Genomic DNA, 25581 nt, shown 5'->3' on the forward strand with positions numbered 1-25581 from the left:
CGGCGCAGCGTCCGGCCCGGCAGAGAGACGCAACATGAGTGCTTCGTTTCGCTCGCGGAGTTCGGCGCTTGGTGTGAAAATCGCACGGGCCAGTGTCATCAGGGCAGGGATGCTCATTCTGATCGTTGGACTCTCCGGTTCGTCAGGCTTGGCGCAGACGTCGAAGAAGAGCAGCTCACTCAAGAATATCGAGCTATGTAACGGGTCAGATCGGGTCTCGCCCGAAGCTCGCATCGAGGCCTGCACGGCCTTTATCGATGCGGGCGAGGGGAGCACAAATGGCTTTGCCGTCGCCCACAACAACAGGGGCAATGCCCATAGCGCCAAAGCCGACTACGAAGGCGCGATCAAGGATTTCGTCGCAGCGACCCGGCATAACCCGAATTATGCGAAAGCCTTCAACAACCTCGGAGTGGCCTATCTGAGGACGGGCTCGCACGACCTTGCCCTTGGCGCTTTTCAGGAGGCGCTGAAGCTCAACCCCAACTATGCCACTGCCTTTGCCAACCGTGCGGCAGCGTTCTTGAAGAGGAATGCGTACGACCGTGCAGCGCAGGACTATGACGAAGCAATTCGCCTTGACCCGAAGCTGGAGGCGGCCTGGAGCGGACGCTGTTGGGCCCGGGCCATCCTCGGCGCCTTGCAGGCCGCGATGGAGGATTGCGAGATGGTGCTTCGATCTGGAGCGGGTAACGCCGCGACATACGATTCGCGAGCCCTGATAAATCTGAAAATGGGACAACTCTCCGCGGCTATCGACGACTACAACGCGGCGCTGCGGTACGCCCCCAAGCTGGCGAGCGCGCTGTACGGTCGCGGGGTCGCCAGATTCAAGCTCGGCGACACAGACGGCGGCAATAGCGATATCTCGGCGGCCAGAAGGATCGAGGCCCGAATCGCCGAAGATTTTGTCCGCTATGGGGTGCCGCAAAGGGACTGACAGGCCGCGACATCGTGCAGCCGTTAACAACTGCTTAACCGCCTGCGTCTCAAATTCAAACTCGCGGAACGGCCCCCGCTCCATCCGGCACGGCATGCTGTTCCCGCAAATCAAGACATAGCATTAACAAGTCCTTAATTGGCGAGACCTACAGTCGACGGCACGGGCCGGCGCCAGTGCCGGCATGCCCGCCGAACCGGAAGAAATGCCGCCAATGGCGCGAGAGGCTGCCGCTGGATTTGTGTCGCGAGCCCGCGCATCGGCGCGGGGCTTGTCGCGTCACGCCCGCGCCGCGGCCTTGCTGGCGGCCTGTCTCCTGCTTGGCCTTGCGGCGCCCGGCCGGGCGGCCGATCCGATCAGGGGCGAGGCGACGTTTTCAGCCGGTGGCGGCTTTGCCCGTCTCGTCATCAAGCTCGGCGAGGACGTTCCCTCCGAGGTGACGACCGCGGGCTCGATCCTCGTCATCCGCTTCGACCGGCCCGTCGAGGTTCCCGTCGAGCGCATTCCAGAAGGCGCGCCCGATTACGTCAATTCCGCCCGCCGCGACCCTGACGGCGGCGCCATCCGCCTGTCGCTGGCGCGGCGCGTCACCGTGAACACCATGAACGCCGGCGAGCGCACCTTCATCGACCTGCTGCCCGAGGGTTGGAAGGGGCCGCCGCCGAGCCTGCCCATGGACGTGGTCAAGGAGCTTGCCGAGCGGGCACGCGCGGCCGAGCGTGCGCTGCGCGCCCAGCGTGCCGCCGCGGAGTCCAGGAAGCGTCCGCCGATCCGCGTGCGCGCCTCGGTGCAGCCGACCTTCGTGCGCTTCGTGTTCGAGATGCCCGACGGGGTCGGCGTCTCCTCCGTGCTCAACGAGCAGAAGCTGACGCTCGTCTTCAACGCCAATCTCAATTTCGACCTGGCGGACGCGGTCCTCGCCGCGCCGCCGAACGTCGCCTCGATCAAGCAGAAGTCCGATATCGACCAGACCAATGTCGAGATCGCGCTGATCGGCGATGCCGACGTGCATTCGTTCCGCGACGAGAAGAACTACGTCGTCGACGTCTCCTTCCAGCCCGACAAGGGGAAGTTGGCGGCAACGCCCGAGGCGACGATCGCGCAGATGAAGCCGGTCGGTCGCGGGCCGGCGGCTGCCGCTGCACCTGCACCTGCACCGGAAAAGCCCGCCGCCGAGAAGAAGGACGCCCATCGCGAGATCCCACCGCCGACCTCCGAGACGATCGCGCGCGAGGCCAGGATCGACATCAAGCCCGAGGTGAAGGTGGAAGCGCCCGCCGCGCTGCCGCCCGCCGAAACGCCGAAACCGGCAGCCTCTCCCGCGGCCGAAGCGGCCCAACCGCCCAAGGAAGCTGCGAAGCCGGCGCCGGCGGCTGCGGCTGCGCCCGTCGAAGCGCCCAGGGAGGTCGCGAAGGAACCGGTCAAGGATGCCGCCAAGGATGCTGGCAAGGATGCTGCCAAGGCTGGGCCGGGGGAGGTGCCGGTCGCGCCCGCGATTGCCAGCGTCGATGCGCGCCGCGACAGCGACGGCTTGCGCGTGACGTTCCCGTTTCAGGTCGCAACGCCGGCGGCGGCGTTCCGCCGCGGCGACACCGTGTGGCTGGTGTTCGATACGCCGAAGCCCGTCGATGTCGAGGCGATCCGCACCAAGGGCGGCGCGATGATCGGCGAGGTCGGCCGCGTCCCGCTCGACAAGGCGCAGGCGGTGCGCATCCGTCTCACCCGTCCCCTGGTCTATTCGCTGACGAGCGAGGAGGTCGGCAAGGAGACCAACTGGATGTTGACGCTCGCCGACAAGATCCAGGCGACGCCGCTGCCGCTGATGATGTCGCGCAACATCACCGATCCCGCGCTCGCCAATATCGCGATCCCCTTCGCCAATCCAGGCCAGCTGCACAAGCTCACCGATCCCGATGCCGGCGACACGCTCTATGTCGTCACCGCGCTGCGGCCGGTGCGCGGCTTCATCAAGCGGCAGGACCTCGTCGATCTCTCGCTGCTGGAATCCGCGCACGGCATCGCGATCCGGCCGAACTCCGACGAGATCGGCGTCGAGGTCGGCTCCGACAAGGTCATTCTCGGCAAGAAGGGCGGCTTGACCCTGTCGCCGGTCGACATCTCGGCCGAGCGGGCGCCGACCGCCGTGCGCCCGATCTTCAGTCTCGAAGGCTGGCGCAAGGGCCAGTCGGAAAACTTCATGGCGCGCCAGGGCGAACTGATGACGGCGATCTCGGCGGTCGAGCCGGCGCTGCGTTCGCTGCCGCGGCTCGATCTTGCGCAATTCTACATGTCGCGCGCCATGTATCACGAGGCCAAGGCCGTGACCGACGTGATGCTGAGCGATCCGCTCAACAAGGAGGAGAGCGGCGCGCTGATCATGCATGCGATCGCCAACATCCTGATCGGCCGGCCGGCGCAGGGCCTGAAGGATCTCGCCAATCCTGCGATCGGCAATAGCCACGATTCCCAGCTTTGGAAGGCGCTCGCCTATGCGCGCCAGGGCAAATGGGCCGATGCGCGCGAAAAGTTCAAGAACGTCGAATTCGCCATCGCCTCGCTGCCGCTCGACATCCAGCGCATCGTGACGATGGACGCGATGCGCGCATCCCTCGAGGTGAAGGACTATGCCGGCGCCTCCAAGCGCCGCAGCGAGCTCGAGGTGGTCGGTGTTCCGCCCGAGGCCGCGCCAGGCTTCGCCGTGCTGCGCGGCCGGCTCGCCGAGGCGCTCGGCCACGACAAGGATGCGCTCGATGATTACAAGCTCGCGGTCGCCTCGAATGACCGTCCGGCTGCGGCCGAGGCCAAGCAGCTCGAGATCGCGCTGCGTCAGAAGCGCGACGAGATCGGCAAGGAAGAGGCGCTGCGCGAGCTCGAGACGCTGTCGATGACCTGGCGCGGCGATGCGATCGAGGTCAAGACGCTGCAGATGCTGTCGCGCCTCTATGCCGAGAACGGGCGCTACCGAGATGCGCTCACCGCCGCGCGCACCGCGACGCGGCTGCAGCCGAACGCCGAAGCCTCGCGTCAGGCGCAGGATCTCGCCTCCGAGCTGTTCACGCAGCTCTTCCTCGGGCCGAAGGGCGACGAGCTGCCGCCGGTCGAGGCGCTCGGGATGTTCTACGAGTTCCGCGAGCTGACGCCGATCGGCCGCCGCGGCGACGAGCTGATCCGCCGTCTCGCCGACCGTCTCGCATCGATCGATCTGCTCGATCAGGCTGCCGAGCTCCTGCAATACCAGATCGATCATCGCCTCGAAGGCGCCGCGCGCGCCCAGGTCGCCGCGCGCCTCGCCATGATCTATCTCGCCAACCGCAAGCCCGACTTGGCCATCACCGCGCTGCGCGCGAGCCGCATCAGCGATGTCTCCGGGGAGCTCCGGCAGCAGCGCCTGCTGCTGGAGGCGCGTGCGCAGAGCGACGTCGGCCGTCACGATCTTGCGCTCGACATCGTCTCCAACGTCGCCGGGCGGGAAGTGCTCCGCCTGCGTTCCGACATCTTCTGGGCGGCGCGGCGCTGGCGCGAATCCGCCGAGCAGATCGAGCTCTATTACGGAGACCGCTTCCGCGACTTCAAGCCGTTCAATACGGTCGAGAAGAGCGACATCATCCGCGCCGCCGTCGGCTACGCCCTCGCCGACGACTCGATCGGCCTGTCGCGCTTCCGCGAGAAATACGCCCCGCTGATGAGCGAGAGCGCCGACCGTCTCGCCTTCGACATTGCGAGCAAGCCGGCCGCAGCCTCCAGCGCCGAATTCGCCGAGATCGCCAAGCTCGCTGCCAGCGTCGACACGCTCGACGGCTTCCTGCGCGAGATGAAGCAGCGCTTCCCCGACGCCACCGCCCGCGCGCCCGGCGCGCCGCAGACCAAAGATACGAGCGACCACACCGGCTCGCTGCCTACGATCCCGGTCGTGCGGCAGATCAAGATGACGCGGTAGGACTGTCTCCGCGCGAAGCGCGGCCCGCGACCGCGCCACAAACTCGTCATTGCGAGCGCAGCGAAGCAATCCAGACTCTTTCCGCGGCGGCAGTCTGGATTGCTTCGTCGCAAGGGCTCCTCGCAATGACGAGGAGGGAGCGGGGGCTGCCGCTGAGAGCGGCAAGGACGCAGCAGCGAACGAAGCCTTACCCCCCGTAACTCTGCACCAGGCTCCCCGCCACCAGCGACCAGCCGTCGACCAGCACGAAGAAGATCAGCTTGAACGGCAGCGAGATCGTCGCCGGTGGCAGCATCATCATGCCCATCGACATCAGCACGGAGGCGACGACGAGGTCTATGATCAGGAACGGCAGGAACAACAGGAAGCCGATCTCGAAGGCGCGCTTCAGCTCGGAGATCATGAAGGCGGGGACAAGGATGCGTAAGGCGAGATCGTCGGGCGTGGCCGGCGGCGGCTCGCCGGAGAGATCCAGGAACAGCTTCAGGTCCTTTTCGCGCACGTTCTTCTGCATGAAGCCGCGCAGCGGCACGGAGGCGCGCTGGAACGCGTCCTCGACGCCGATCTGGTTGGCGACGAGCGGGCGGATGCCCTCGTCGTAGGATTTCTGCAGCACCGGGCCCATCACGAAGAAGGTGAGAAACATCGCGAGCGCGATGATCACCGAGTTCGGCGGGGCGGTCGCAGTGCCCATCGCGGTGCGCAGCAGCGACAGCACCACCACGATGCGGGTGAACGACGTCATCATGATCAGGATCGACGGGGCGATCGAGAGCACCGTGAGCAGCGCGATCAGCTGGATCGCGCGCTCGGTGACGCCGCCGCCACCGGCGCCGCCGCCGAGATTGATGCTGATGTCCTGGGCATGCGACGGCATTGCGAGCGAAGCCGCGCCGACCAGGACAGAAAGGAAAAGAACTCTACGCGGGAGGGCGGGCAACCTCACGAAGACGGCTTCGGACGGCCGAGCAGGGAGGCCATCTCGTCTTCGAGATTTTCAAAGCTGGTCTTTTCCGCAGCCGGCTTCGCCGGCGCAGCGGGCGGTGCCGGCGGCTCGCTGCGGGCGGCGCGCGCCGGAGCGGGCGGCGGCTCCGGCGCAACCGGAGGCGCGACCGTTTCGCCGGCCGGGCGGCGCAGGGCAGCCTCGAGCCGCTGCGCCATTTCGGCGAGATTCTGCTCGGCGCTCGAGGGCGCGGCAGCCGCTGCCGGCGGCGGAGCCGGCGCGGCCTGCGGCACGGGCGGAGGAGGCGGTGGTGCCGCGGCGCGCTCGGCTCGCACCGGCGGCATCTTCATCGGCTCACTGCCGCGCGGCGGACGCGGCATCAGCGGCGGCTCGCCGCGGGCGATGCGCGGCGGCAGCGGCTCGGGCCGCGGTTCGCGCTCGGGACGTGGCGCGATCGGCTCCGGCGTAAAGCCGCCCAGAGCCGGCTCGCTGCGGCGTTCGGCCAGTGCAGGCGCAGGCCGGCGCACCTCGTCGGCGAAGGATGGCCGCGCGGGCCGCGGCGGCGGCTCGGGCATTTGCGGCTCGGGATGATCGAGCAGCTCGGGCCGCGGCGCTTCATCGGCCCAGCCGCCGGCATCGGGCATGGGGGCAAGGCGCGGCGGTTCGGCGGCACTCGGACGTTGCGGGATCTGGTCGCGGCTGGGCGCGGCGCGAACGATGTTGGGCTCGACAACGATGTCGGTTGGGCCGCCGATCATCAGCAGATGCTCGACATTGTCGCGCCGGACAAGGACCAGCCGGCGCCGGCCATCGACCGCGGCGGCGTCGATCACGGCGAGGCGGGGCATCCGGCCGCGCTGGGTGTTGGCGCCGATGCGGCTACCGGCGAATCGGCGAACCAGCCATGCAGCGACGCCGATCAACGCCAGAACGACGATGAACGCGACGATGAAGGTGATAGGGCTGCCTTGCATACTTGTCCCCGACAAATGGCGCTTTTCTCGTGCCCATGGTCAGTCGAATCGACCACCGGCGGACGATGCCCCAAACTGCGATTTCTTAACGTTCCACGGCAAGTTTTGCCGTCCCCAACTCTTAATAACCCATGAATCGCCCGATCCAAAACGACTTCTTGCCCTGTGCACGTCTGGCCAAACGGCTGGGTTAATGCCACTTTTCGCGGCGTCGAATGGCGGGGCGCAAGAATCAGTTTCGGCTGGGGACATGCATCACGACCGATCCTTAACCAGCTGTTAACCATACAGGCGGCAAATTCTGCCTAGCGGCGGTCCCTAGGGTCCGTCGGGGCGGAGGGAGCCGCGACGATGTCCATCAACGATATTCCGGAACTGTCGGTGCTTCGCACCAAGATGCAGTGGCATCAGGAGCGCCAGCGCGTCCTGTCCGAGAACGTCTCCAATTCCGACACGCCGAAATTCCGGCCGCGCGACCTGGTCGAGCCGAAGTTCGACAAGGCCGGCGCCGTCACGGGGTCCATGGGGCCCTTGGTCCTGACCCGGACCAGCGCCTCGCATTTGGCGCCGTCGGGGGCCCCTTCCGCCTTCGACCAGAACAAGAACGCGGGCTTCGAGACCCGCCCCGCCGGCAATGCCGTCAATCTCGAGGAGGAGATGATGAAGGCCGCCAGCAACCAGATGGACTACGCCGCGGTGACCTCGCTCTATTCGAAGAGCCTGCGCCTGCTCAAGACCGCGATCGGCAAAGGTTAGGCCCTAAAGGAGGCGGATCATGGCAAATGACAGCAGCGACTTCGCCCGCTCCATGGCAATCGCGACCTCGGGCCTGCGCGCGCAGGCCGGCCGCATGCGGGTGATCTCGGAGAACATCGCGAATGCGGACTCGACGGCGCAGACTGCCGGCGGCGATCCCTACCGGCGCAAGGTGCCGACCTTCTCATCCGCGCTCGACCGCACGCTCGACGCGCAGGTCGTCACCCTCGGCAGGATCAAGCCCGACCAGTCCGCCTTCCGCGTCAGATACGAGCCGAACAATCCGGCTGCGGATGCCAGCGGCAACGTCAAATATCCCAATGTGAACTCGGTGGTCGAGATGACCGACATGCGCGACGCGCAGCGGTCCTACGAGGCCAACCTCAACATCATCAGTGCGACGCGCCGGATGATCCAGCGCACGCTCGACATCCTCAAGAGCTGAACAGGACATTTGAGCCATGGCATCACCGACAATTGCCGCCAATGCTTACGCCAGCCTCGCCCGCGTGCTGGAGAACACCGGCACCGGCGCCGGCAAGGGCAGCGAACCGAACGGGCAATCCTTCGCCGCGCTGCTGAAGGACGCCGTCGGCAGCGTCGTGGAATCCGGTCGCAAGTCCGACGCGCAGACGGTGGCGATGGCCTCCGGCAAGGCCAACGTGATGGACGTGGTTACGGCGGTCGCCGACACCGATGTCGCGGTGTCCACGCTGGTCTCGGTCCGCGACCGCGTCATCGCGGCCTATGAAGACATCATGAAGATGCCGATCTGATTTGAAGCGAATGGCGCGTGGCGAATGGCGAGCTCTGGCCACCATTCGCTACTCGCGATTCGCTACTCGCTTCTCGCGCCTTCCTCTAACCCCATCGGAACCTCCAAATGACCGGACCCGAGACCCTCGACGTCGCGCGCGATGCGATCTGGACCATCGTGATCGTGTCGTCGCCGCTGATGGTGGTCGGCCTCGTGGTCGGCGTCATCGTGTCGCTGTTCCAGGCGCTGACGCAGATCCAGGAGCAGACGCTGATCTACGTGCCGAAGATCCTCGCGATCTTTGCCACGATGCTGTTGGCGCTGCCGTTCATGGCCGATTCGATGCACGCCCACATGCTGCGGATATCGTCGCGAATCATAGGCGGCTGAGGCACTATGCGTGAATTATGCGCATCGACGTCTCGCTGCTGCCGGCGCTCGCCGCTTCCTTCATGCTCGCCTTCGCCCGGGTCGGCGCGATGGTGATGCTGCTGCCCGGCCTCGGCGAGACCAACATCCCGACGCGGATCAAGCTGTCGATCGCGCTGCTGCTCACGCTGATCATCCTGCCGCTGCATCGCAACGCCTATCAGGTCGACATGGGCTCGCTGGCGCCGCTGCTGGTGCTGATGCTGCATGAGATCGCGATTGGCATCGTGCTCGGCGCGACCGCGCGCGTGACTTTGTCGGCGCTCCAGGTTGCGGGATCCGTGATCGCGCAGCAGATGGGGCTCGGCTTCGTCACCTCGGTCGATCCGACGCAGGGCCAGCAGGGCGTGCTGGTCGGCAACTTCCTGACCATGCTGGGCGTGACGCTGCTGTTTGCCACCGACAGCCATCATCTGGTGATCGCGGCGCTGAACGACAGCTACACGATCTTCTCGCCGGGCGAGACCGTGTCGAGCGGCGACGTCGCCTCGCTTGCGACGCGTGCCTTCGCCGCCGCGTTCCGTCTCGGCTTGCAGCTCTCCGGGCCGTTCCTGGTGTTCGGCCTCGTCTTCCATATCGGACTGGGCGTGCTGGCGCGGCTGATGCCGCAGATGCAGGTCTATTTCGTCGGCGTGCCGCTGTCGATCTTCGCGGGCTTCCTGGTGCTTGCCGTGGTGCTCACCGCGATGATGGGCACCTTTCTCGACTACTTCATCGGTGTCATGCACCAGATGATGCCGCTCAGGTGAGGGGGATCGATCGGTGGCCGAAGACAACGATCCCGAAAGTCAAACAGAAGACCCGACGCAAAAGCGCCTCGACGATGCGCTCGAACGCGGCGACGTCGCCAAGAGCCAGGAGATCAACACCTGGTTCATGATGGCAGGCGGCACGCTCGTCGTCTCCACCTTCTCGGGCTCGGTCGGCAGCGGGCTGCTGACGCCGATGCGCAACCTGCTTGCCAATTCCTGGATGATCAAGACCGACGGCAAGGCCCTGCTCGCGCTGATGGAGCAGATCGAGCTCGCCGTGCTTGCCGCGATCGGCGTGCCCCTGTTGATGCTGGTGCTGGCGGCCATCGCCGGCAACATGCTGCAGCACCGGCTGGTTTGGTCGGCCGAATCCCTGAAACCCAAGTTCAACAAGATTTCGCCGGGCGCCGGCTTCAAACGCATCTTCGGCAAACAGGCGGCGGCCAATTTTCTCAAGGGCATCGGCAAGCTGGTCGCCTTGGCCGTGGTCATGACCATGATCCTGTGGCCGGAGCGGCACCGCATGGAGGCGATGGTCAGGCTCGATCCGGCCGCCATGCTCGGCGCCAGCACCAGCATGACCATCCAACTGCTCGGCGCGGTGGTCGCCGCGCTCGCGATCGTCGCCATCGCCGACTATTTCTTCCAGTACCGAAGCTGGTTCCAGCGGCAGAAGATGTCGCTCCAGGAGATCAAGGAAGAGTACAAGCAGTCCGAAGGCGACCCCCACATCAAAGGCAAGATCAGGCAGCTGCGGCAGCAGCGCGCCAAGAAGCGCATGATGGCGGCGGTTCCCAAGGCCTCCGTGATCATCACCAACCCAACCCACTATTCGGTGGCGCTGTCCTACGAGCGCGGCATGACCGCGCCGATCTGCGTCGCCAAGGGCGTCGACAATCTCGCCTTCAAGATCCGGGAGATCGCGCGCGAGCACGACATCCCGATCGTGGAGAACGTGCCGCTGGCCCGCGCGCTCTACGCCACGGTGGACATCGACCAGGAGATCCCGACCGAGCACTACCATGCCGTCGCCGAAGTCATCGGCTACGTCATGCGCCTGAAGCGCGGATTCAGCGCCGGGCGGGGATAAGATGCCCGAAAAGAACCGGAAATGGCCGTAATCTGGGAATCAGCGTACCTTTTGCCGCTGCTGCCCTTGCACCTCAGGGTCCGATTCAGGCAGGGAGGACCCCACGCGCCCGGTGGCGCGTTGATTCTCTGCCGACAGGCTGCGCCAGCTCGAGAATGACCGCCGAGACCGACCACGACCTCACACGCGAGCCCGTTGCGGCGCACGAGCCGTCGCCGCGCTCGGGCAGCATTGCGCTGGTGCTGCTGGTGGCCGCCGGCCTCGTCGCCGTGGCCGTTGGGCTGATGACGCTCGGGCGCGCGCAGGCGCAGCCCTATATCCTCGGCATCCTCGCCGTGCTGGCAATGGTCGGCCTGTTCAACCTGTTCGCCTTCGCCGCCGGCATCATCCGCTTCGCCGACCGCAATCTCGACGATCCCGTCATCGGCCGCATCTCCGATCACGCCTTCGACGGCCTCGCGGTCACCGACGCGCGCGGACACGTGGTCTATTCCAATGCCGCCTATCTGACGCTGACCGGCGCCACCGGACCGCAGGACGTGCGCCCGGTGGAGCGAGTCTTCATCGGCAACCCCGACGTCTCGGAAGCCGTGTTCCGGCTGCTCAAGGCCGCGCGCGAGGGCAAGCGGCAGCAGGAAGAGGTGCGCATCTCCGGCCATGACGGCAATCAGGGCCGCTGGCTGCGCATGCGCGTGCGCCCGCTCGGCACCGGCAAGCGCGAGGCGAAATACGCGGTGTGGTCGATCGCCGACATCACGCGCGACCGCGAACGCCAGGAGGACGTGTTCCAGGAGCTCCAGCACGCGATCGAATATCTCGATCACGCCCCGTGCGGCTTCTTCTCGGTCAATCCGGCCGGCGAGCTCGCCTATGTCAACGCGACATTGGCGAACTGGCTCGACTACGACCTCGCCGAGATCGGCTCCGGCGGCCTGAAGCTCACCGATATCGTCTCCGGCGACGGCGCTTCGCTCTTGACCTCGATCGTGGCGGTGCCGGGCGAGGTGAAGACCGAAGTGTTCGACATCGACCTGCGCATGCGCACCGGCAAGACCATGCCGGTGCGGCTCTATCACAAGCTCGCCTTCGGCGCCGACGGCGCGCCGGGGCCCTCGCGCACGCTCGTGATCAGCCGCGCCCGCGACGAGCGCAGCGACCCTGATCGTGCCGCCGAAGTGCGCTTCATGCGCTTCTTCGACCACACGCCGATGGCGATCGCGACCGTCGATCGCGCCGGCAACGTGGTGCGCGCCAATGCGCGCTACGCCAAGCTCAGTCAGGCGCTGGGGCTCGACACCTCTTCCAAGTCGATCTTCCGCGCGGTCAATTCGCGCGACCGGCACCTCCTGATCGCGGCCATCAACCAGGCCGCCGAAGGCAAGGCCGATATCGCGCCGGTCGAGGTGGCGCTGGAAGGGGCCAAGGAACGCTGGGGCCAGTTCTTCGTGACGCCGGTCGATTCGGCCGAGACCGAGGCGGAAGCCGCCATCGTGCACATGCTCGAGACCACCGAGCGGCGCGCGCTGGAAAACCAGATCAACCAGTCGCAGAAGATGGAGACGGTCGGCCAGCTCGCCGGCGGCATCGCCCACGACTTCAACAACGTGCTATCCGCCATCATGATGGCGAACGACTTCCTGCTGAACGCGCACAAGCCGACCGACCCGTCGTTCCAGGACATCATGCAGATCAAGCAGAACGCAACGCGCGCCGCCACCCTGGTGCGGCAGTTGCTGGCGTTCTCGCGGCGGCAGACGCTGCGGCCGCAGGTGCTCGATCTCGGCGACGCGCTGTCCGATCTCACCATGCTGCTGCGCCGGCTGATCGGCGAGAAGGTCAAGCTCGACCTCGTCCACGGCCGCGACCTCTGGCCGGTGAAGGTCGACGTCTCCCAGTTCGAGCAGGTGATCGTCAACCTCGCGGTGAACGCGCGCGACGCCATGCCTGACGGCGGCAAGCTGATCATCCGCACCGCCAACGTCACCAGCGACGATTCGGGCAAGCTCGCCTACAAGGGCATGCCCGCCGCGGATTATGTCCGCATCGAGGTCGCCGACACCGGCACCGGCATCCCCGCCGACATCCGCGACAAGATCTTCGAGCCGTTCTTCTCGACGAAAGAGGTCGGCAAGGGCACGGGCCTCGGGCTCTCCACCGTCTACGGCATCGTCAAGCAGACCGGCGGCTTCATCTACGTCGATTCCGAGCCGGGGCAGGGCACCTCGTTCCACATCTTCCTGCCGCGCCACATCGCCGAACCGGAGGTGCAGGTCGAGCAGCCTGCAGCCGCAATCGGCGCGACCAGCGACGCCGCGAAGGAAGCCGCGCCCCCCGCGGCGGCAGAGGCGAAGCCGCGTACCGACCTCACCGGGCAGGGCACCATCCTGCTGGTCGAGGACGAGGAGGGCCTGCGCGCGCTCAATGCCCGCGGCCTGCGCTCGCGTGGCTACACCGTGGTCGAGGCCGAGAATGGCGTCGAGGCCATGGAGGTGCTGGACGAGCAAAGTGGCGCGATCGATCTCGTCGTCTCCGACGTCGTCATGCCGGAGATGGACGGCCCGACGCTGTTGAAGGCAATGCGCGAGAAGAACCCCGACATCAAGTTCATCTTCGTCTCCGGCTATGCCGAGGATGCCTTCGAGAAGAGCCTGCCCGAAGGCCAGCAGTTCGACTTCCTGCCAAAGCCCTTCACGCTCAGCCAGCTGGTCGCGGCGGTGAAGGAGACGATGACGAAGCAGGGGTGAGACCTGCCGCTCTCCTCGCAATGACGGCTGGTGGGCCAGCTCGGCTCGCGGACCCGGGGAAAAGCGGAAATCGGGTCGTAAACCCGGCGGTAAGCATCCTCCAATGGTTCCCGTAAAACCCCTGTCATATATGGGCTTTTGCCACATCCCCGCGACTGAGGGCCGCAGCCGCAAGTTCCGAAACCGGCTTCACTTTTCGGGAAGTCTGACCATCTTAGGGGCACGTCCCCATGCCGGGGATTTGGGAAACGCACATGACTTTCTCGCTTCGCTCCCGGAAATTCTTCAACACGATCGCCGTCGTGCTGGCGCTTGCGCTGCCGACCGCGCTGACGATCTCGTCGGCCGACGCCCGCGCGGGTGGCGGCATGTCGTCCGGTTCGCGCGGTACGCGCTCCTATTCGGCGCCGCCGTCGACCACGACCGCACCCGGCTCGGCCTCGCAGTTCAACCGCACCTACACCCAGCCGGGCGCAGGCATGAACTCGGCCGCGACCGCGCCGGCGCGCGGCGGCCTGTTTGGCCGCGCCGGCGGCTTCATGGGCGGCCTTGCGGCCGGCTTCCTCGGCGCCGGCCTGCTCGGCATGCTGTTCGGTGGCGGCCTGTTCGGCGGCCTCGGCGGCCTGTCCTCGATCATCGGCCTGATCATCCAGATCGCGCTGGTGGTGCTCGTGGTCCGGCTGGCAATGTCCTGGTGGCAGCGCCGTCACACTCCGCGGGCGGCTTACGCCAATGCTGAGGCCGGCGCAGCGCCCGGACCGCAGACGAACTATCGCAGCGGTCTCGGTGGCGGCCTCGGTGGCTTCGGCTTCGGCGCCAACAACGCGCCGCTCGAGATCAAGCCGGACGACTATGAGGCGTTCGAGCGCCTGCTCGGCGACGTCCAGGCCGCCTGGTCGAACGAGGACGTGGCCAAGCTGCACACGCTCGCGACGCCGGAAATGGTCTCCTATTTCGAGCAGGACCTCGCCCAGAACCGCGCCCGCAACGTGGTCAACAAGGTCACGGAAGTGAAGCTGTTGCAGGGCGACCTCGCGGAAGCCTGGCGCGAAGGCGAGACCGACTATGCCACGGTGGCGCTGCGCTTCGCGCTCACCGACAAGACGGTGGATCGCAACACCGGCGCAATCGTCGCCGGCAGCGAGCAGCCGGGCGAGGCGACCGAGATCTGGACCTTCGCCCGCCGGCCGGGCACAGGCTGGGAATTGTCAGCGATTCAGCAGACCAACTGATCGCGGACGAGATGAGGAACCAGGGCGTCGTGCTTCGGCACGGCGCCCTTTTCTTTTGGGCCTCTCACAGCACGGCATCGGAATAAGCGGGGGCGCCTCGGGTTGAAGTCAGGCGGCGAACAAAAACAACGTTGGGAGGACAGGATGATCCGTATCGAGAAATCCATGACGATTTCCGGTGTTGCGCTGGCCATGGTCTTGCTTGCTGCCCCATCGGCGCAAGCGCAGTCGGCCGACATGACCTTCTTCGTGACCTCCAACGGCCCCGGCAAGGGCGCCGATCTCGGCGGCCTCGAAGGAGCCGACGCGCAATGCCAGAAGCTTGCACAAGCCGCCGGGGCCGGCACCAAGACCTGGCGCGCCTATCTGTCGACGCAGGCCGCCGACGGCAAGCCGGCCGTCAACGCCAAGGATCGCATCGGCAAGGGGCCGTGGCAGAACGCCAAGGGCACGGTGATCGCCAAGGACGTCGCCGAGCTGCACGGCGCAACGAACAATCTCACCAAGCAGACCGCGCTCAGCGAAAAGGGCGAGGTCATCAATGGTGCCGGCGACCAGCCGAACCGGCACGACATCCTCACGGGATCGCAACCGGACGGCACCGCGTTTGCCGGGCCGGACGATCGCACCTGCAAGAACTGGACGTCGAGCACGCAAGGCGCTGCGATGGTCGGCCATTTCGATCGCCGGGGTCTGCGCGACGACGAGCCCTCGAAATCCTGGAATAGCTCTCACCCCTCGCGCGGGCCCGACGGCGGCTGCTCGCAGGCCGATTTGAAGACCACCGGCGGCGACGGGCTGCTGTACTGCTTCGCGGCGAATTGAGACGCTGAGTTCTCTCCACCGTCGGAGCTCTCTCCATTCGTCATCGCGAGGAGCTCTTGCGACGAAGCAATCCAGAGTGTCTCCGCGGAGGCATTTCTGGATTGCTTCCGCTTTCGCCAAGCCTTCGGCGGACAAGTCGCTTGCGCTCGCAATGACGGCGTATGTTGAACCGCCGTTCCGCCTCACGCTGACGGAACCTTCAGCCACGTGCTACATTGGTCCGATCGCCTCCACGCTCACGGACCTCCCCCATGAAATACGAGCTCTACTACTGGCCCGAGATCCAGGGTCGCGGCGAATATGTGCGGCTGGCGCTGGAGGAGGCGGGCGCCGCTTACGTCGATGTCGCGCGCGGTCCGCGCGGATCGGCTGTGATGATGAAGATGATGGACGCGCAGAAGGGCACGCCGCCCTTTGCGCCGCCGTTCCTGAAAGCGGGCAAGCTCGTCATCGGCCAGACCGCCAACATCCTGTTCTATCTCGGCTCCCGCCATGGGCTTGCGCCGAAGACGGAAGCCGGCAGGCTCTGGGTGCACCAGCTTCAGCTCACGATCACGGACTTCGTCGTCGAGATCCACGACACCCATCATCCGCTCGGGCCCTCGCTCTATTATGAGGATCAGAAGGCGCCGGCGAAGAAGCGCACGGCCGACTTCTGGGACGAGCGCGTGCCGAAATATCTCGGCTATTTCGAGCGGCTCCTCGCCGGGAGCGGCGGCATTTACGTGACGGGCCGGCGCCTGACCTATGTCGACCTCTCGCTGTTCCAGCTCGTCGATGGGCTGCGTTATGCTTTCCCCAAGCGCATGAAGGCGTTCGAGAAGGATGTCCCGGGCCTCGTCGGCCTGCACGACCGCATCGCCGCACGGCCCAACATCCAGGCCTATCTCGCAAGCGAGCGCCGCATTCCCTTCAACGAGCAGGGCATCTTCCGCCGCTATCGCGAGCTGGACCGATAGCGGCTTCGTGCAGTTGGCGCGTTCACCAGACGCCGGGGATGAGGCGATGGCGCACCCGCGCCGTGTAATCGGTGTAACCGGGCAGACCCTCGCGCAGCGTGCGCTCCTCGATCGGGATGCGGACCGCGAGCAAGGCGAGGAGGAGCGGCATCATCGCAAGTCCCCACCACGATCCCAGCAGCAACGGCACGCCGGTGAAGAACAGGATCATGCCGCTGTACATGGGATGGCGGACATAGGCATAGGGTCCGGTCGAGATCACGTGCTGCGCGCGCTCGGCTTGCAGCTTCACCACGGGCGCGGCGAACGAGTTCTCGCGGAACACCCACATGGTGAACAGTGTCGAGCCCAGGAACAGCCCGAGTCCGAGCACCTGCAACGCCGTCGACATGTCAGAGGATCGAACACGCCGGTCGAGCCCCATCAGGACAAGCCAGGCCAGGATGGCAACGATGAACAGCGCCATGAACATCTTGTCGGCGGCGGGCTGATCCTTTTGAAGCACCGGCCGCAGGCGTTCGGCGAGCAGCGCCGGATCGGTCCGGTAGAGCCACCAGCCGCAGAGTGGGCCGAGCAGGGCGGAGGTTGCGAGGAAGGCCCAGGCCGACGGCCAATGCAGCGTCCCCGCGCACGCGAACAGCAGCGCGCCCATGCCGACGACGAACACGGTGTTCCGCAATAGCAGCCGTGCGAACATGCGCAGGTCCCGAGTGAACGGCGCATGATCCTGGTACAGCTATCCGGCAAAGATGCGGCCGGACACGCCAAAAGCCCGATCGACCGGATCGGGCGCTTCGGTCTCGGGACGCCTGATCAGGCGAGCTGATCGATCCGCGTGCCCTGACCCGGCGGCAGCGGCGCCGGCGGCTGCGGCTTGAAGGTCGGATTCTCGTCCTTGACCTTTGTCTGATCGTCCTGCGGCTTGGTCGTGTCGTAGTTCGGAACCACGATCGCGATCGGCGGGGGCGCAACGGTAGAAACCTTCATCCGCAAATCCTCACACATGGAAACAATCAAGCCTGCCCTGCGAGGAGCGAAATTTCCTTCAAGCCAATCGTTAAAATGTGAGGGAATTGGCGCGGTGAAGGCTGTGCACGCGTGGCATCCGCAAACCGAGACGACGAGGCCTCTCCCCGTCATTGCGAGGAGCCCTTGCGACGAAGCAATCCAGACTGCTTCCGCGGATACAGACTGGATTGCTTCGCTGCGCTCGCAATGACGGAGTATGCGGCGGACGCCATCGCGCGATACGCACCCCGCAAGGGTGCGGAAAGAGCTGGCGCGTGCCCTATTCGTCCTTGCCGCGCGTGATGGCGATGGACGCCTCTGTCTTGGTGCGGGTGCATTCCATGTTGAGCCGGCGGTAGCGCATGGTGACCTTGTCGCCGCGCAATAGACCCATCCGCTTCAGGCAGCGCGTCGCGCCCGTCGTGGTGTCGTCCTTGGTCACGGTGAAGACGATCGCCGCCATCGAGCCGACCAGCGCGTAGAATTCCGGCTTCGGCTTGCGATCACCCTTGGCGTAGAGCTCGATGGAATATTTGTCGCCGCGGCAACCCACGGACAGCTCCTTGGCCGCCGGGTGCGTCAGGTAAACGACATTGGCGGCGCGAAAATTCACCTTGAGGCGATCGACCTGGCTCGCCAGCTCCTTGGCGCTGTCGTCGCAGCGATCGGCGCGGGCAGGCGAAGCGAGAGCCACAAGGCCGGTGAAGGCGGCGGCGACCAGGATCGCGCCGCGGACGTTCAGTTTCAATGTCATGATGAAAAGCCCCTTAGGGCACGCATTCAAGCGTCGGCGGACGCGAATCGCAAGGGTGGGCAGAGGCATTTCCACGAGCTGTGCCGATGCCTTCCCGTGCCGAACCTACCCTCCCATGCGCACCGCTCCCTTTCTTTTCTGGCTAGAATGCGCTTAGAACGCTTCTATGCTGAGAGGCCCGCCACGGCCCCAAAACCCCGAGATTTGCCCCATGAACGCTCCCACCGCCTTCCCCGACCAGTCCAAGCCCGTTCCGCCCTACAAGCACACCCCGCTGTTCCCGCTGGGCAAGGACGAGACGCCCTATAAGAAGATTTCGTCCGAGGGCGTCAGGGTCGAGAAGGTGCTCGGCAAGGACATGCTGGTGGTGTCGCGCGAGGCGCTGCGGGCGCTGTCGGAGGCGGCCTTTGGCGACATCAACCATTATCTGCGCCCCGGCCATCTGAAGCAGCTCCGCGCGATCCTCGAGGACGGCGAGGCGAGCCCGAACGACAAGTTCGTCGCTCTGGACTTCCTCAAGAACGCCAATATCGCGGCTGGCGGCGTGCTGCCGATGTGCCAGGACACCGGCACCGCGATCATCATGGGCAAGAAGGGCTGCAACGTCATCACCGACGGTGACGACGAGGCGGCGCTGTCCGAAGGCGCGCGCGACGCCTACCTGCGCCGCAATCTGCGCTACTCGCAGGTCGCGCCGCTCTCGATGTACGAGGAGAAGAACACCGCCAACAACATGCCGGCGCAGTGCGAGATCTACGCCGAGGGTGACGACGCCTACAAGTTCATGTTCATGGCCAAGGGCGGCGGCTCCGCCAACAAGAGCTTTCTGTTCCAGGCCACGCCCTCGGTGCTGACCAAGGACCGGCTCCTTGCGTTCCTGAAGGAAAAGATCCTCACCCTCGGCACCGCCGCGTGCCCGCCTTATCACCTCGCCATCGTGATCGGCGGCACCTCGGCCGAGCTGTGCATGAAGACGGTGAAGCTCGCTTCGGCGCGCTATCTCGATGCGTTGCCGACGCACGGCTCGCCCGACGGCAACGCCTTCCGCGATGTCGAGATGGAGAAGGAAATCCACAAGATGACGCAGTCACTCGGCGTCGGGGCGCAGTTCGGCGGCAAGTATTTCTGCCACGACGTGCGGGTGATCCGCATGCCGCGCCACGGCGCCTCGCTGCCGATCGGGCTTGGCGTGTCCTGCTCGGCCGACCGCCAGGTGCTCGGCAAGATCACCAGGGACGGCGTCTATCTCGAGGAGCTCGAGCACAATCCCGCGCAATACCTGCCGCAGGTCGAAGAGTCGCTCGGCGGCGAGGTCGTCAAGATCGACCTCAACCAGCCGATGAAGGACATTCTGGCGACGTTCTCGAAATATCCGATCAAGACGCGGGTCTCGATGACGGGCACCATGATCGTCGCGCGCGATAGCGCCCACGCCAAGCTGCGCGAACGGCTGGAGAAGGGCGAGCCGCTGCCGGACTATTTCAAGAACCATCCGGTCTATTATGCCGGTCCCGCCAAGACGCCCGAGGGCTACGCCTCCGGCGCGTTCGGTCCGACCACCGCGGGCCGCATGGATTCCTTCGTCGACCAGTTCCAGGCTGCCGGCGGCTCGATGGTGATGGTCGCCAAGGGCAACCGCGCCCCTAGCGTGCGGGAGGCCTGCAAGAAATACGGCGGCTTCTATCTCGGCTCGATCGGCGGCGCCGCGGCGAACCTCGCCGAGCACTGCATCAAGAAGGTCGAGGTGCTCGAATATCCCGAGCTCGGCATGGAAGCGATCTGGCGCATCGAGGTCGTCGATTTTCCGGCGTTCATCATCATCGACGACAAGGGCAACGACTTCTTCAAGGAGTTGAATTTGGGCTAGTTGCTTCACCCGCACGCGCGCGGGGGAAGATGCTCGTGCCGTAACAATGATCGTCATGCCCGGGCTTGTCCCGCCTGCGCGGCCGAAGCCGCTTCGGCGAGGCGAAGGCCCGGGCATCCACGTTCTTAGTGCCGCAAAGAAGCCGTGGATGGGTGAACAACAAGCCCGGCCATGACGAAGCCAATGCTTCAGCGCCTCAACTGCAATTCGTGACCTGGTTGGAGCACAGCGCGCGCCACCAGCCGCGGACGCCGTCGTGGCTCTCGACCAGACCCCAGAGCCCACTGCAGGCGAAGATGCGCTTCGGGCCGCCGTCGGTGTCGAGCGGCCCGCCGAGCTCGCGCTGGGCCGGCATCCATTTGGCATCGATGAAGGGCGCCTGAAACAGCCCGCCCATGCGCGTGGTGCCATTGGCATAGTTCGCGCCGACCTTGTTCGAGGCGACCCAGCCGCGCCCGGCATAGGGCCTCGGCGCGCTGCGCGGATATCGCGTCTCGTCCTCATAGTCCTTGCCCGGCGGCCTCGCGTCTTCGATCAGGAACCAGCCGTCCCTGAAGCCGATGATGCGGAATTCGGTCAGCCAGCCGCCCTCGGGCGTGTTCTCGGCGCCGCCGAGCCTCAGCCGGTAGGGCGGCGGCAATGTGCCAAGCACGCGCGCCTTGATCGACGGCTCGGCGCGCACGTTGAGGCCGCTGGAATCCTTGTCGATGGACCAGGCGCCGAGATCGCAGGGCTCGGTGCCAGCAGGCAGCTTTGCGCGCTTGGCGGCGAGCTCGGCGTGCATCCCGGCGAAATCATTGTCGTCGTTATCAGGGGCCGGCCCGGTGCGCGGCTTCAGCTCGGCTGACGTCGCCCGCGTCGCGTCCGCAGTCAGCGTGACGACCAGAACCTGGCGCGCCGCAAAGACGCTCCCCGGTGTCTTCGGATCGTTCGATGTCGCGGGATAGACCGCGAGATAACCGGTCGACCCCTCGGTTCGATAAGCGGTGCCGGCAACATAGCCTGCCGGCACCAAGGCGAGCGCGCTCGCGCGCCACGCCGGTTCGCTGTCACCTGCGCGCGCGGCCTGTGCTACGGCAGACAGGACTGCCGCCGCGATGAGGAGGAGCGCACGCATCGGTGCAGCGCGTGGCTTTACGCCCGCGCGCCCGTGAACGGGAAGCTGCCCATCGGGCCGATGCCCATCTCGCCACTGATGCTGTCGCCGGAGACCGTGCCGGTGAATTCGAGCGTGAGCGGCATCGGCTTGTCGATCGAGACCTTCCAGGAGACGTTGTCGCCGGAGACGGTGCCGTCGAAGATCTCGGTGGTATTGCCTTCCGCGCCCTGCGTGCCCGTGAGCGTGCCGCCCGCAGCCTTCAGGCTCAGCGTCGCCTGGCGCTCGCCCATCGGCGTCGTCATGGTCAGATTCCAGTTGCCGTCTACGGCCATTCCCGTCTCCCGAACAGATTGCGGCGGTCCGCGACGATCCGCGGCCGTCCCTGGCCGAGCCTATAACCCAACTCGCAGCTCCTGCCTAACGCTCCGGTAGGGCATTTAGGCGCGGGCAGCGGCACGTCGGCGGTTGGTTACGATCAGCCGCAGAACGAAGTACTGCACGGCAAAAGCCAGGATCTTGGCGCCGCCTGCGACCACCATAAGATAGAACGCCCAGAGCTTCAGATCGCCGGTGGCGGCGACTGCCATCATGCCGGCGCCGATCACGAACATCAGCGCCGCCCAGGCATAGCCCGCGATGGTGACATATTCCGGGACGGTCTCGACGATGACGGGCGGCATGTAGCGCAGCATCCAGCCGCGCCTGAGCATGATCGCGCCGATCGCGAAATGTGCGATCGAGGGTTTTGCCAGCATGAAGCGCGGATCATTGGTCAGCAGCGTGATACCGCCGAGCACGATGACCAGAGCGAGGCTCGCATAGGTCATGTAGTGGAGCGGCTGTCCCTTGAGGCGCGCATAGATCACCTGCGCGAACGCGCCGGCAATCGCCACCGCCGTTGCGAGGATCACGTTGTCGGTGAGGAGATAGACGGCCAGGAAGATGATAACGGAGAGGAGGTCGGAGGCGAGGCGGGCGAATACGTCCTTCATCGTCATTCCTGTTTCGCGGTCGTGGGCAGGGCGCAGACTGCCGCACCCTACTTGATCCGGCGATGCCCGGCATATCACTTTGTGAAGACAACCGCGCCGCTGCGACATGGCGCATGGCACCCCTCAAACCGACCAGAATGCCAGGCTAGGGCCAGCAGCGCAGGATTCGGAACCGCAATAGGCAGACCGCGATGGTCGAGACAGGGAGCCGCGCCGGCTCAACCACATCACAACGTCAAGACGACGTAAACGACCTCCAGAAAATGAAATGCTGCAACGAGCTGGCTGGTCATCTCGTCGACCAACCCCGTCCAGGGCAGGCGCGACACCATCGGGAGTGCGGCCGCGAGTAGAAGGCCGGCAGCGAGCAGGACGCCGCCTTCGAAGAACGTGAGGCTTCGCCGGCGCAGCCGTATCGCCAAGCATGCAAGTACGGCGCCGGCCGGGGCGATGACAGCGGTGGAATACGCGGTGATCGAGAGCATGTGCATCGGGCTTTCTTTGACCACGCAATATCCACGTGGATTCCGGGGTCGCGATCTCCTCGCGTCCCATTGGCGAGGGCTACGCGGCGCCGACCCAATTGCCGTGGAAGCCGTCGGGGACGCGATGTCCGAGCTGCACCAGGGCGGCAGGACCCGCCTCGATATCGGTGGCGTTGAACACGGCGAGATCGCTGCGGTTCTCCCGCGCACGCCAGACCACCGCGAGCAGCCAGCCGTCGCCTTCGGCGGCATCCCTGGATCGCTCGACGAAAACAGGCTCGGAGATGGTGTCGCCGGCCGGCAGCAGATATTGGCCGAGCCGCCTGCCGTTGCCGTCGACATGGACGATGCCCGACAGCGCGCCGAACATCGGCAGTTTCGGATTGGCGCAGGCGTACCAGCCGTGACGGCTCTTCAGCCCGGCGCGGCGATCGTCGATGCGCGGGAATTCTCCGGTGAGGTCGTCCAGGTAGGTCTGCTGGAAGCGGTCGGTATTGCCTGCGAGATCGAAGGTCCAGCGGCAATGGCGGGCGCGCGATTTCTCGGGATCGGTGGGGCGGCCGTCCGGATGCGGAAACAGCGGCGCTTCCTCGAACTGCATGACGTCGGCGACGATGCGGTTTTCGTCCTCCCACGCATTCATGACATGGAAGACGTAGCACGCTTCGGCACGAAACCAGACAATGTCCTTGGCCGTGCCGCTGCGCTTCATCACCCCGACATAGGCGCCCTTGTCCGGCTCCCAGGCATAAGGCGGCCGTCCGCTCATCGCGCGCTCCATGCTGCCCGTGATCGGCAGGATCGGAAACAGCACATGGTTCGCGGTGACGATGAAGTCGTGCACCATGCTGGCATAGGGCGCCTCAAACCGCTCGAACCGCGTCGCCTTGCCTGTTGCGTCGATCGATCCGTAGGAGAGGGCAGGCGTCAGCGGGCCCGCAGCGTTGTAGCCGAAGAACACCAGCTCGCCGGTGACGGGATCGATCTTGGGATGCGCGGTGAAACTGCCGGCGACGCGGCCCTGGTAGTTGTGATAGCCGCGCGTCGCCAGCGTGCCCGGCTCGATCTCCGTCGGCAGGTGCGCTTCTTCCAGCGCCAGCAGCTTGCCGGCGTGGAAGATGATGTTGGTGTTGGCGACGCCGCCATCGGTCAGGTTTGCCGGCGCATCCGGCAGCTTGCGGCCGAAGCCGCCGAACAGCGCGCGGCCGGCGTCGTGCTCGGCGAGCCATTTCGGCGTGCGGACCCAGCGGTTGCGGTAGCTGGCGCGCCCGTTCTCGAGATGGAAGGCGTGCAGCATCCCATCGCCGACGAACCAGTGCGCGCCGGGCGAATCGAACTGCGGATTGGGGCCGTTGCGATAGAGCGTGCCGTTCAGCTCGCGCGGCAATTCGCCGACGATCTTCAGGAAGGGCGCGTCGGCCTCGAATGGGATCGGCGCGATATTGTTGCTGCGCTCGGCCATGGCGTCGTGCTGCACGGCGAATCCTCCCTTATCTTTACATCGTAAAGATTGAGTAGACCCGATCGCAGCTTTCGTCAAGCGAAATCTTTACACTGTCAATATTGCGTCATATAGCTTGCAAATGGCCAAGACAGACACCAAGGGCGACGCGGCGCGCAGCCCGCGTGCCCTAAGAAAAACCACCTCGACCGCGGCATCGCGCACCTCGCGGCGCGCGAGAAGCGCCAAGACCGAGACGCCGTATCATCACGGCGCGCTCCGCGAAGCGCTGCTCCAGGCCGCCGAACGGGTGCTGGAGCGCGACGGGCTTGCCGGCCTGACATTGCGTGCGGTGGCGCGCGAGGCCGGCGTCTCGCATGCCGCCCCAACCCATCATTTCGGCGACCTGACGGGCCTGCTCAGCGAGCTCGCGGCCGTCGGCTTCCGCCAGTTCAACGTGGTCATGGCCGCTTCGTGCGATGCCGCCACCACGCCGCTCGAAGCCGCGCTGGCGCGGCCGAAAGCCTACATCGCCTATGCGCAGGCCCATCCCGGCATGTACGGCATCATGTTCCGCACCGAGCGGCTGGACTATTCAAGGCCGTCGCTGCACGAGGCGGCCGAGGCATCTTTCGCCGGCCTTGCCAATGCCATCGGCATGATGCGGCAGGAGCAGATCAGCGGCGATGCGCTGACGCTGAACCAGGGCGCGGCAATCGCGCGGGCCTGGTCGCTGGTGCACGGCTTCACCATGCTGCTGCTCGACGGACGGCTGAAGGACATTCTCGCGCGGCTGCCGGAGGGGACGACGGCGGAGCGGCTGCTCGAGACGATGCTGACGGTGCCAGTGACGCCGAAGCTTCCCGGCTGTTGAACCACGAAGGCTAGCGCCTGATCGCGAGCTCGACGGCGCGGCCGGGCGTGCCGATGATCTTGACCTCGTCCTTGGCGCAGGTGAAGCCGCGGGCGAGATCGTCCGCGGCCTTGCGCGCGAGCTCGTTGGCGTTCGGGTTGGCGGCGGCGTCGACATAGGCGACGTGGCAGACCGGGCCCGGCGGCAGCCGGGTCACGACCAGCATGGCCTTGGTGTTCGGCCGCCCCTGCTTGTCGGGATCGGAATTGTCGGCGATGTGCCAGCGCTGGATGATCGCAAACGGCTTTGCGCCGGCCGCGCGCCATTCGATGGTCGTCTCCGATGAATTGAACGGCCCGAACCAGACGTTTGCCGCGGGTTCCTCGGCTGCCGCCTTGCGGTTGCGTCCGACCGCGACGATCTCGCGAAGGTCGTCCTCGGCGATCAGCACGATCAGGCCGTCCTTGCCCGGACAAACCCGCGTGCTGCTGCCGTCGAGCGCGCCGGGCTTGCCGATCTGCCGGCAATCTTTTGGTCCCGTCGAGGTGTAGCTGCTGCCCAGGGATTGGGCGTCGGCGCTGTTCAGGCCGATGCAAGCCATCAGGACGGCCAAGCCAATAGTAGTGATACGGTTCATGTGAGGCTTTGATGGACTGGGAACTTCGTTCCATCAGACGTCTTGATTGTGGGCAAGGTTCAAACAGGGTTGGGATATACCTGACAGAAGCGCGGAATCGTTCTACA

General features: G+C 65.8%; 25 protein-coding genes. 14 read left to right on the forward strand and 11 right to left on the reverse strand.

All coding sequences use genetic code 11. The annotated features are described in order from the left end of the window. The first annotated feature begins 34 nt into the window (after positions 1-34). Entirely contained in the window at positions 35-940 is a 906-nt protein-coding gene (locus tag I6F33_RS11345) for a tetratricopeptide repeat protein (RefSeq protein WP_192893148.1), read from the forward strand. A 214-nt stretch (positions 941-1154) separates the two neighbouring features. Continuing rightward, the gene (locus I6F33_RS11350) at positions 1155-4877 is read left to right on the forward strand and encodes a tetratricopeptide repeat protein (protein ID WP_225142513.1); all 3723 of its coding nucleotides are present in this window, start codon (positions 1155-1157) and stop codon (positions 4875-4877) included. Between the two features lie 187 nt (positions 4878-5064). On the opposite strand, the gene fliP is transcribed toward I6F33_RS11350, so the two are convergent. Together fliP and I6F33_RS11360 are read right to left on the reverse strand one after the other, a co-directional pair. Beyond that, positions 5065-5823: a flagellar type III secretion system pore protein FliP gene (gene fliP / locus I6F33_RS11355; protein WP_036013079.1), complete on the reverse strand. Its 759-nt coding sequence runs from the start codon at positions 5821-5823 to the stop codon at positions 5065-5067. Continuing rightward, positions 5820-6794 (reverse strand): flagellar biosynthetic protein FliO, encoded by a 975-nt coding sequence (locus I6F33_RS11360; RefSeq protein WP_225128834.1) that lies wholly within the window; start codon positions 6792-6794, stop codon positions 5820-5822. The genes fliP and I6F33_RS11360 overlap by 4 nt, the downstream gene beginning before the upstream one ends. Before the next feature lie 351 nt (positions 6795-7145). On the opposite strand from I6F33_RS11360, the gene flgB reads away from it, so the two are divergent. The 10 genes from flgB to I6F33_RS11410 all read left to right on the forward strand — a co-directional run bounded on the left by flgB (position 7146) and on the right by I6F33_RS11410 (position 16338). After that, positions 7146-7550 carry a flagellar basal body rod protein FlgB gene (gene flgB, locus I6F33_RS11365; protein ID WP_036013075.1) on the forward strand — a complete coding sequence of 135 codons (405 nt, stop codon included), beginning with the start codon at positions 7146-7148 and terminating at the stop codon, positions 7548-7550. 19 nt (positions 7551-7569) lie between these two features. Next, complete coding sequence (gene flgC, locus I6F33_RS11370; RefSeq protein WP_036013073.1) at positions 7570-7995, forward strand: flagellar basal body rod protein FlgC; 426 nt, start codon at positions 7570-7572, stop codon at positions 7993-7995. Positions 7996-8011: 16 nt separating this feature from the next. Continuing rightward, positions 8012-8326 carry a flagellar hook-basal body complex protein FliE gene (fliE, locus tag I6F33_RS11375; RefSeq protein ID WP_157280796.1) on the forward strand — a complete coding sequence of 105 codons (315 nt, stop codon included), beginning with the start codon at positions 8012-8014 and terminating at the stop codon, positions 8324-8326. A gap of 107 nt (positions 8327-8433) precedes the next feature. Further along, positions 8434-8697, forward strand: coding sequence for a flagellar biosynthesis protein FliQ (gene fliQ, locus I6F33_RS11380; RefSeq protein WP_025037372.1), 264 nt, complete (start codon positions 8434-8436; stop codon positions 8695-8697). 17 nt (positions 8698-8714) lie between these two features. After that, entirely contained in the window at positions 8715-9485 is a 771-nt protein-coding gene (gene fliR / locus I6F33_RS11385; protein ID WP_225142515.1) for a flagellar biosynthetic protein FliR, read from the forward strand. Positions 9486-9498: 13 nt separating this feature from the next. After that, entirely contained in the window at positions 9499-10578 is a 1080-nt protein-coding gene (gene flhB / locus I6F33_RS11390; RefSeq protein WP_036027905.1) for a flagellar biosynthesis protein FlhB, read from the forward strand. Between the two features lie 155 nt (positions 10579-10733). Beyond that, on the forward strand, positions 10734-13322 hold the full coding sequence (gene cckA, locus I6F33_RS11395) for a cell cycle histidine kinase CckA (protein WP_225142517.1): 2589 nt from the start codon (positions 10734-10736) through the stop codon (positions 13320-13322). Between the two features lie 230 nt (positions 13323-13552). Next, positions 13553-14554, forward strand: coding sequence for a Tim44 domain-containing protein (locus tag I6F33_RS11400; RefSeq protein ID WP_225139738.1), 1002 nt, complete (start codon positions 13553-13555; stop codon positions 14552-14554). 144 nt (positions 14555-14698) lie between these two features. Beyond that, positions 14699-15379: a lectin gene (locus I6F33_RS11405; protein ID WP_225139739.1), complete on the forward strand. Its 681-nt coding sequence runs from the start codon at positions 14699-14701 to the stop codon at positions 15377-15379. A gap of 251 nt (positions 15380-15630) precedes the next feature. Then, complete coding sequence (locus I6F33_RS11410; RefSeq protein WP_225124702.1) at positions 15631-16338, forward strand: glutathione S-transferase; 708 nt, start codon at positions 15631-15633, stop codon at positions 16336-16338. A 22-nt stretch (positions 16339-16360) separates the two neighbouring features. On the opposite strand, the gene I6F33_RS11415 is transcribed toward I6F33_RS11410, so the two are convergent. The 3 genes from I6F33_RS11415 to I6F33_RS11425 all read right to left on the reverse strand — a co-directional run bounded on the left by I6F33_RS11415 (position 16361) and on the right by I6F33_RS11425 (position 18100). Further along, positions 16361-17035 (reverse strand): isoprenylcysteine carboxylmethyltransferase family protein, encoded by a 675-nt coding sequence (locus tag I6F33_RS11415; protein WP_036027901.1) that lies wholly within the window; start codon positions 17033-17035, stop codon positions 16361-16363. A 116-nt stretch (positions 17036-17151) separates the two neighbouring features. Continuing rightward, positions 17152-17325 carry a hypothetical protein gene (locus I6F33_RS11420; protein WP_167361693.1) on the reverse strand — a complete coding sequence of 58 codons (174 nt, stop codon included), beginning with the start codon at positions 17323-17325 and terminating at the stop codon, positions 17152-17154. Positions 17326-17626: 301 nt separating this feature from the next. Beyond that, on the reverse strand, positions 17627-18100 hold the full coding sequence (locus tag I6F33_RS11425) for a hypothetical protein (protein WP_036013057.1): 474 nt from the start codon (positions 18098-18100) through the stop codon (positions 17627-17629). A 211-nt stretch (positions 18101-18311) separates the two neighbouring features. Here I6F33_RS11425 and I6F33_RS11430 point away from each other — a divergent pair, with 211 nt between their 5' ends. Continuing rightward, positions 18312-19967, forward strand: coding sequence for a fumarate hydratase (locus tag I6F33_RS11430; protein ID WP_036027899.1), 1656 nt, complete (start codon positions 18312-18314; stop codon positions 19965-19967). A gap of 196 nt (positions 19968-20163) precedes the next feature. On the opposite strand, the gene I6F33_RS11435 is transcribed toward I6F33_RS11430, so the two are convergent. The 5 genes from I6F33_RS11435 to I6F33_RS11455 form a co-directional block, all read right to left on the reverse strand. Continuing rightward, on the reverse strand, positions 20164-21084 hold the full coding sequence (locus tag I6F33_RS11435) for an SH3 domain-containing protein (protein ID WP_225124703.1): 921 nt from the start codon (positions 21082-21084) through the stop codon (positions 20164-20166). Positions 21085-21101: 17 nt separating this feature from the next. Next, positions 21102-21398, reverse strand: a complete 297-nt coding sequence (locus tag I6F33_RS11440) for a hypothetical protein (RefSeq protein ID WP_036013050.1) — start codon at positions 21396-21398, stop codon at positions 21102-21104. Positions 21399-21503: 105 nt separating this feature from the next. After that, positions 21504-22058, reverse strand: a complete 555-nt coding sequence (locus I6F33_RS11445; RefSeq protein ID WP_225142519.1) for an inner membrane-spanning protein YciB — start codon at positions 22056-22058, stop codon at positions 21504-21506. A gap of 227 nt (positions 22059-22285) precedes the next feature. Then, a complete protein-coding gene (locus tag I6F33_RS11450; protein ID WP_036013048.1) occupies positions 22286-22549 on the reverse strand; it encodes a hypothetical protein in 264 nt (87 codons plus the stop codon). Positions 22550-22622: 73 nt separating this feature from the next. Next, entirely contained in the window at positions 22623-24020 is a 1398-nt protein-coding gene (locus tag I6F33_RS11455; protein WP_225142521.1) for a carotenoid oxygenase family protein, read from the reverse strand. A gap of 106 nt (positions 24021-24126) precedes the next feature. Between I6F33_RS11455 and I6F33_RS11460 the strand changes: the two genes are divergently transcribed. Beyond that, on the forward strand, positions 24127-24858 hold the full coding sequence (locus I6F33_RS11460) for a TetR/AcrR family transcriptional regulator (protein ID WP_057030314.1): 732 nt from the start codon (positions 24127-24129) through the stop codon (positions 24856-24858). Positions 24859-24868: 10 nt separating this feature from the next. Here the strand turns inward: I6F33_RS11460 and I6F33_RS11465 are convergent, their stop codons facing one another. Continuing rightward, positions 24869-25474 carry a hypothetical protein gene (locus tag I6F33_RS11465; RefSeq protein ID WP_225142523.1) on the reverse strand — a complete coding sequence of 202 codons (606 nt, stop codon included), beginning with the start codon at positions 25472-25474 and terminating at the stop codon, positions 24869-24871. Between the last annotated feature and the right edge of the window lie 107 nt (positions 25475-25581).

Source organism: Bradyrhizobium sp. BRP20 (assembly GCF_020194215.1).
Lineage (GTDB): Bacteria > Pseudomonadota > Alphaproteobacteria > Rhizobiales > Xanthobacteraceae > Bradyrhizobium > Bradyrhizobium yuanmingense.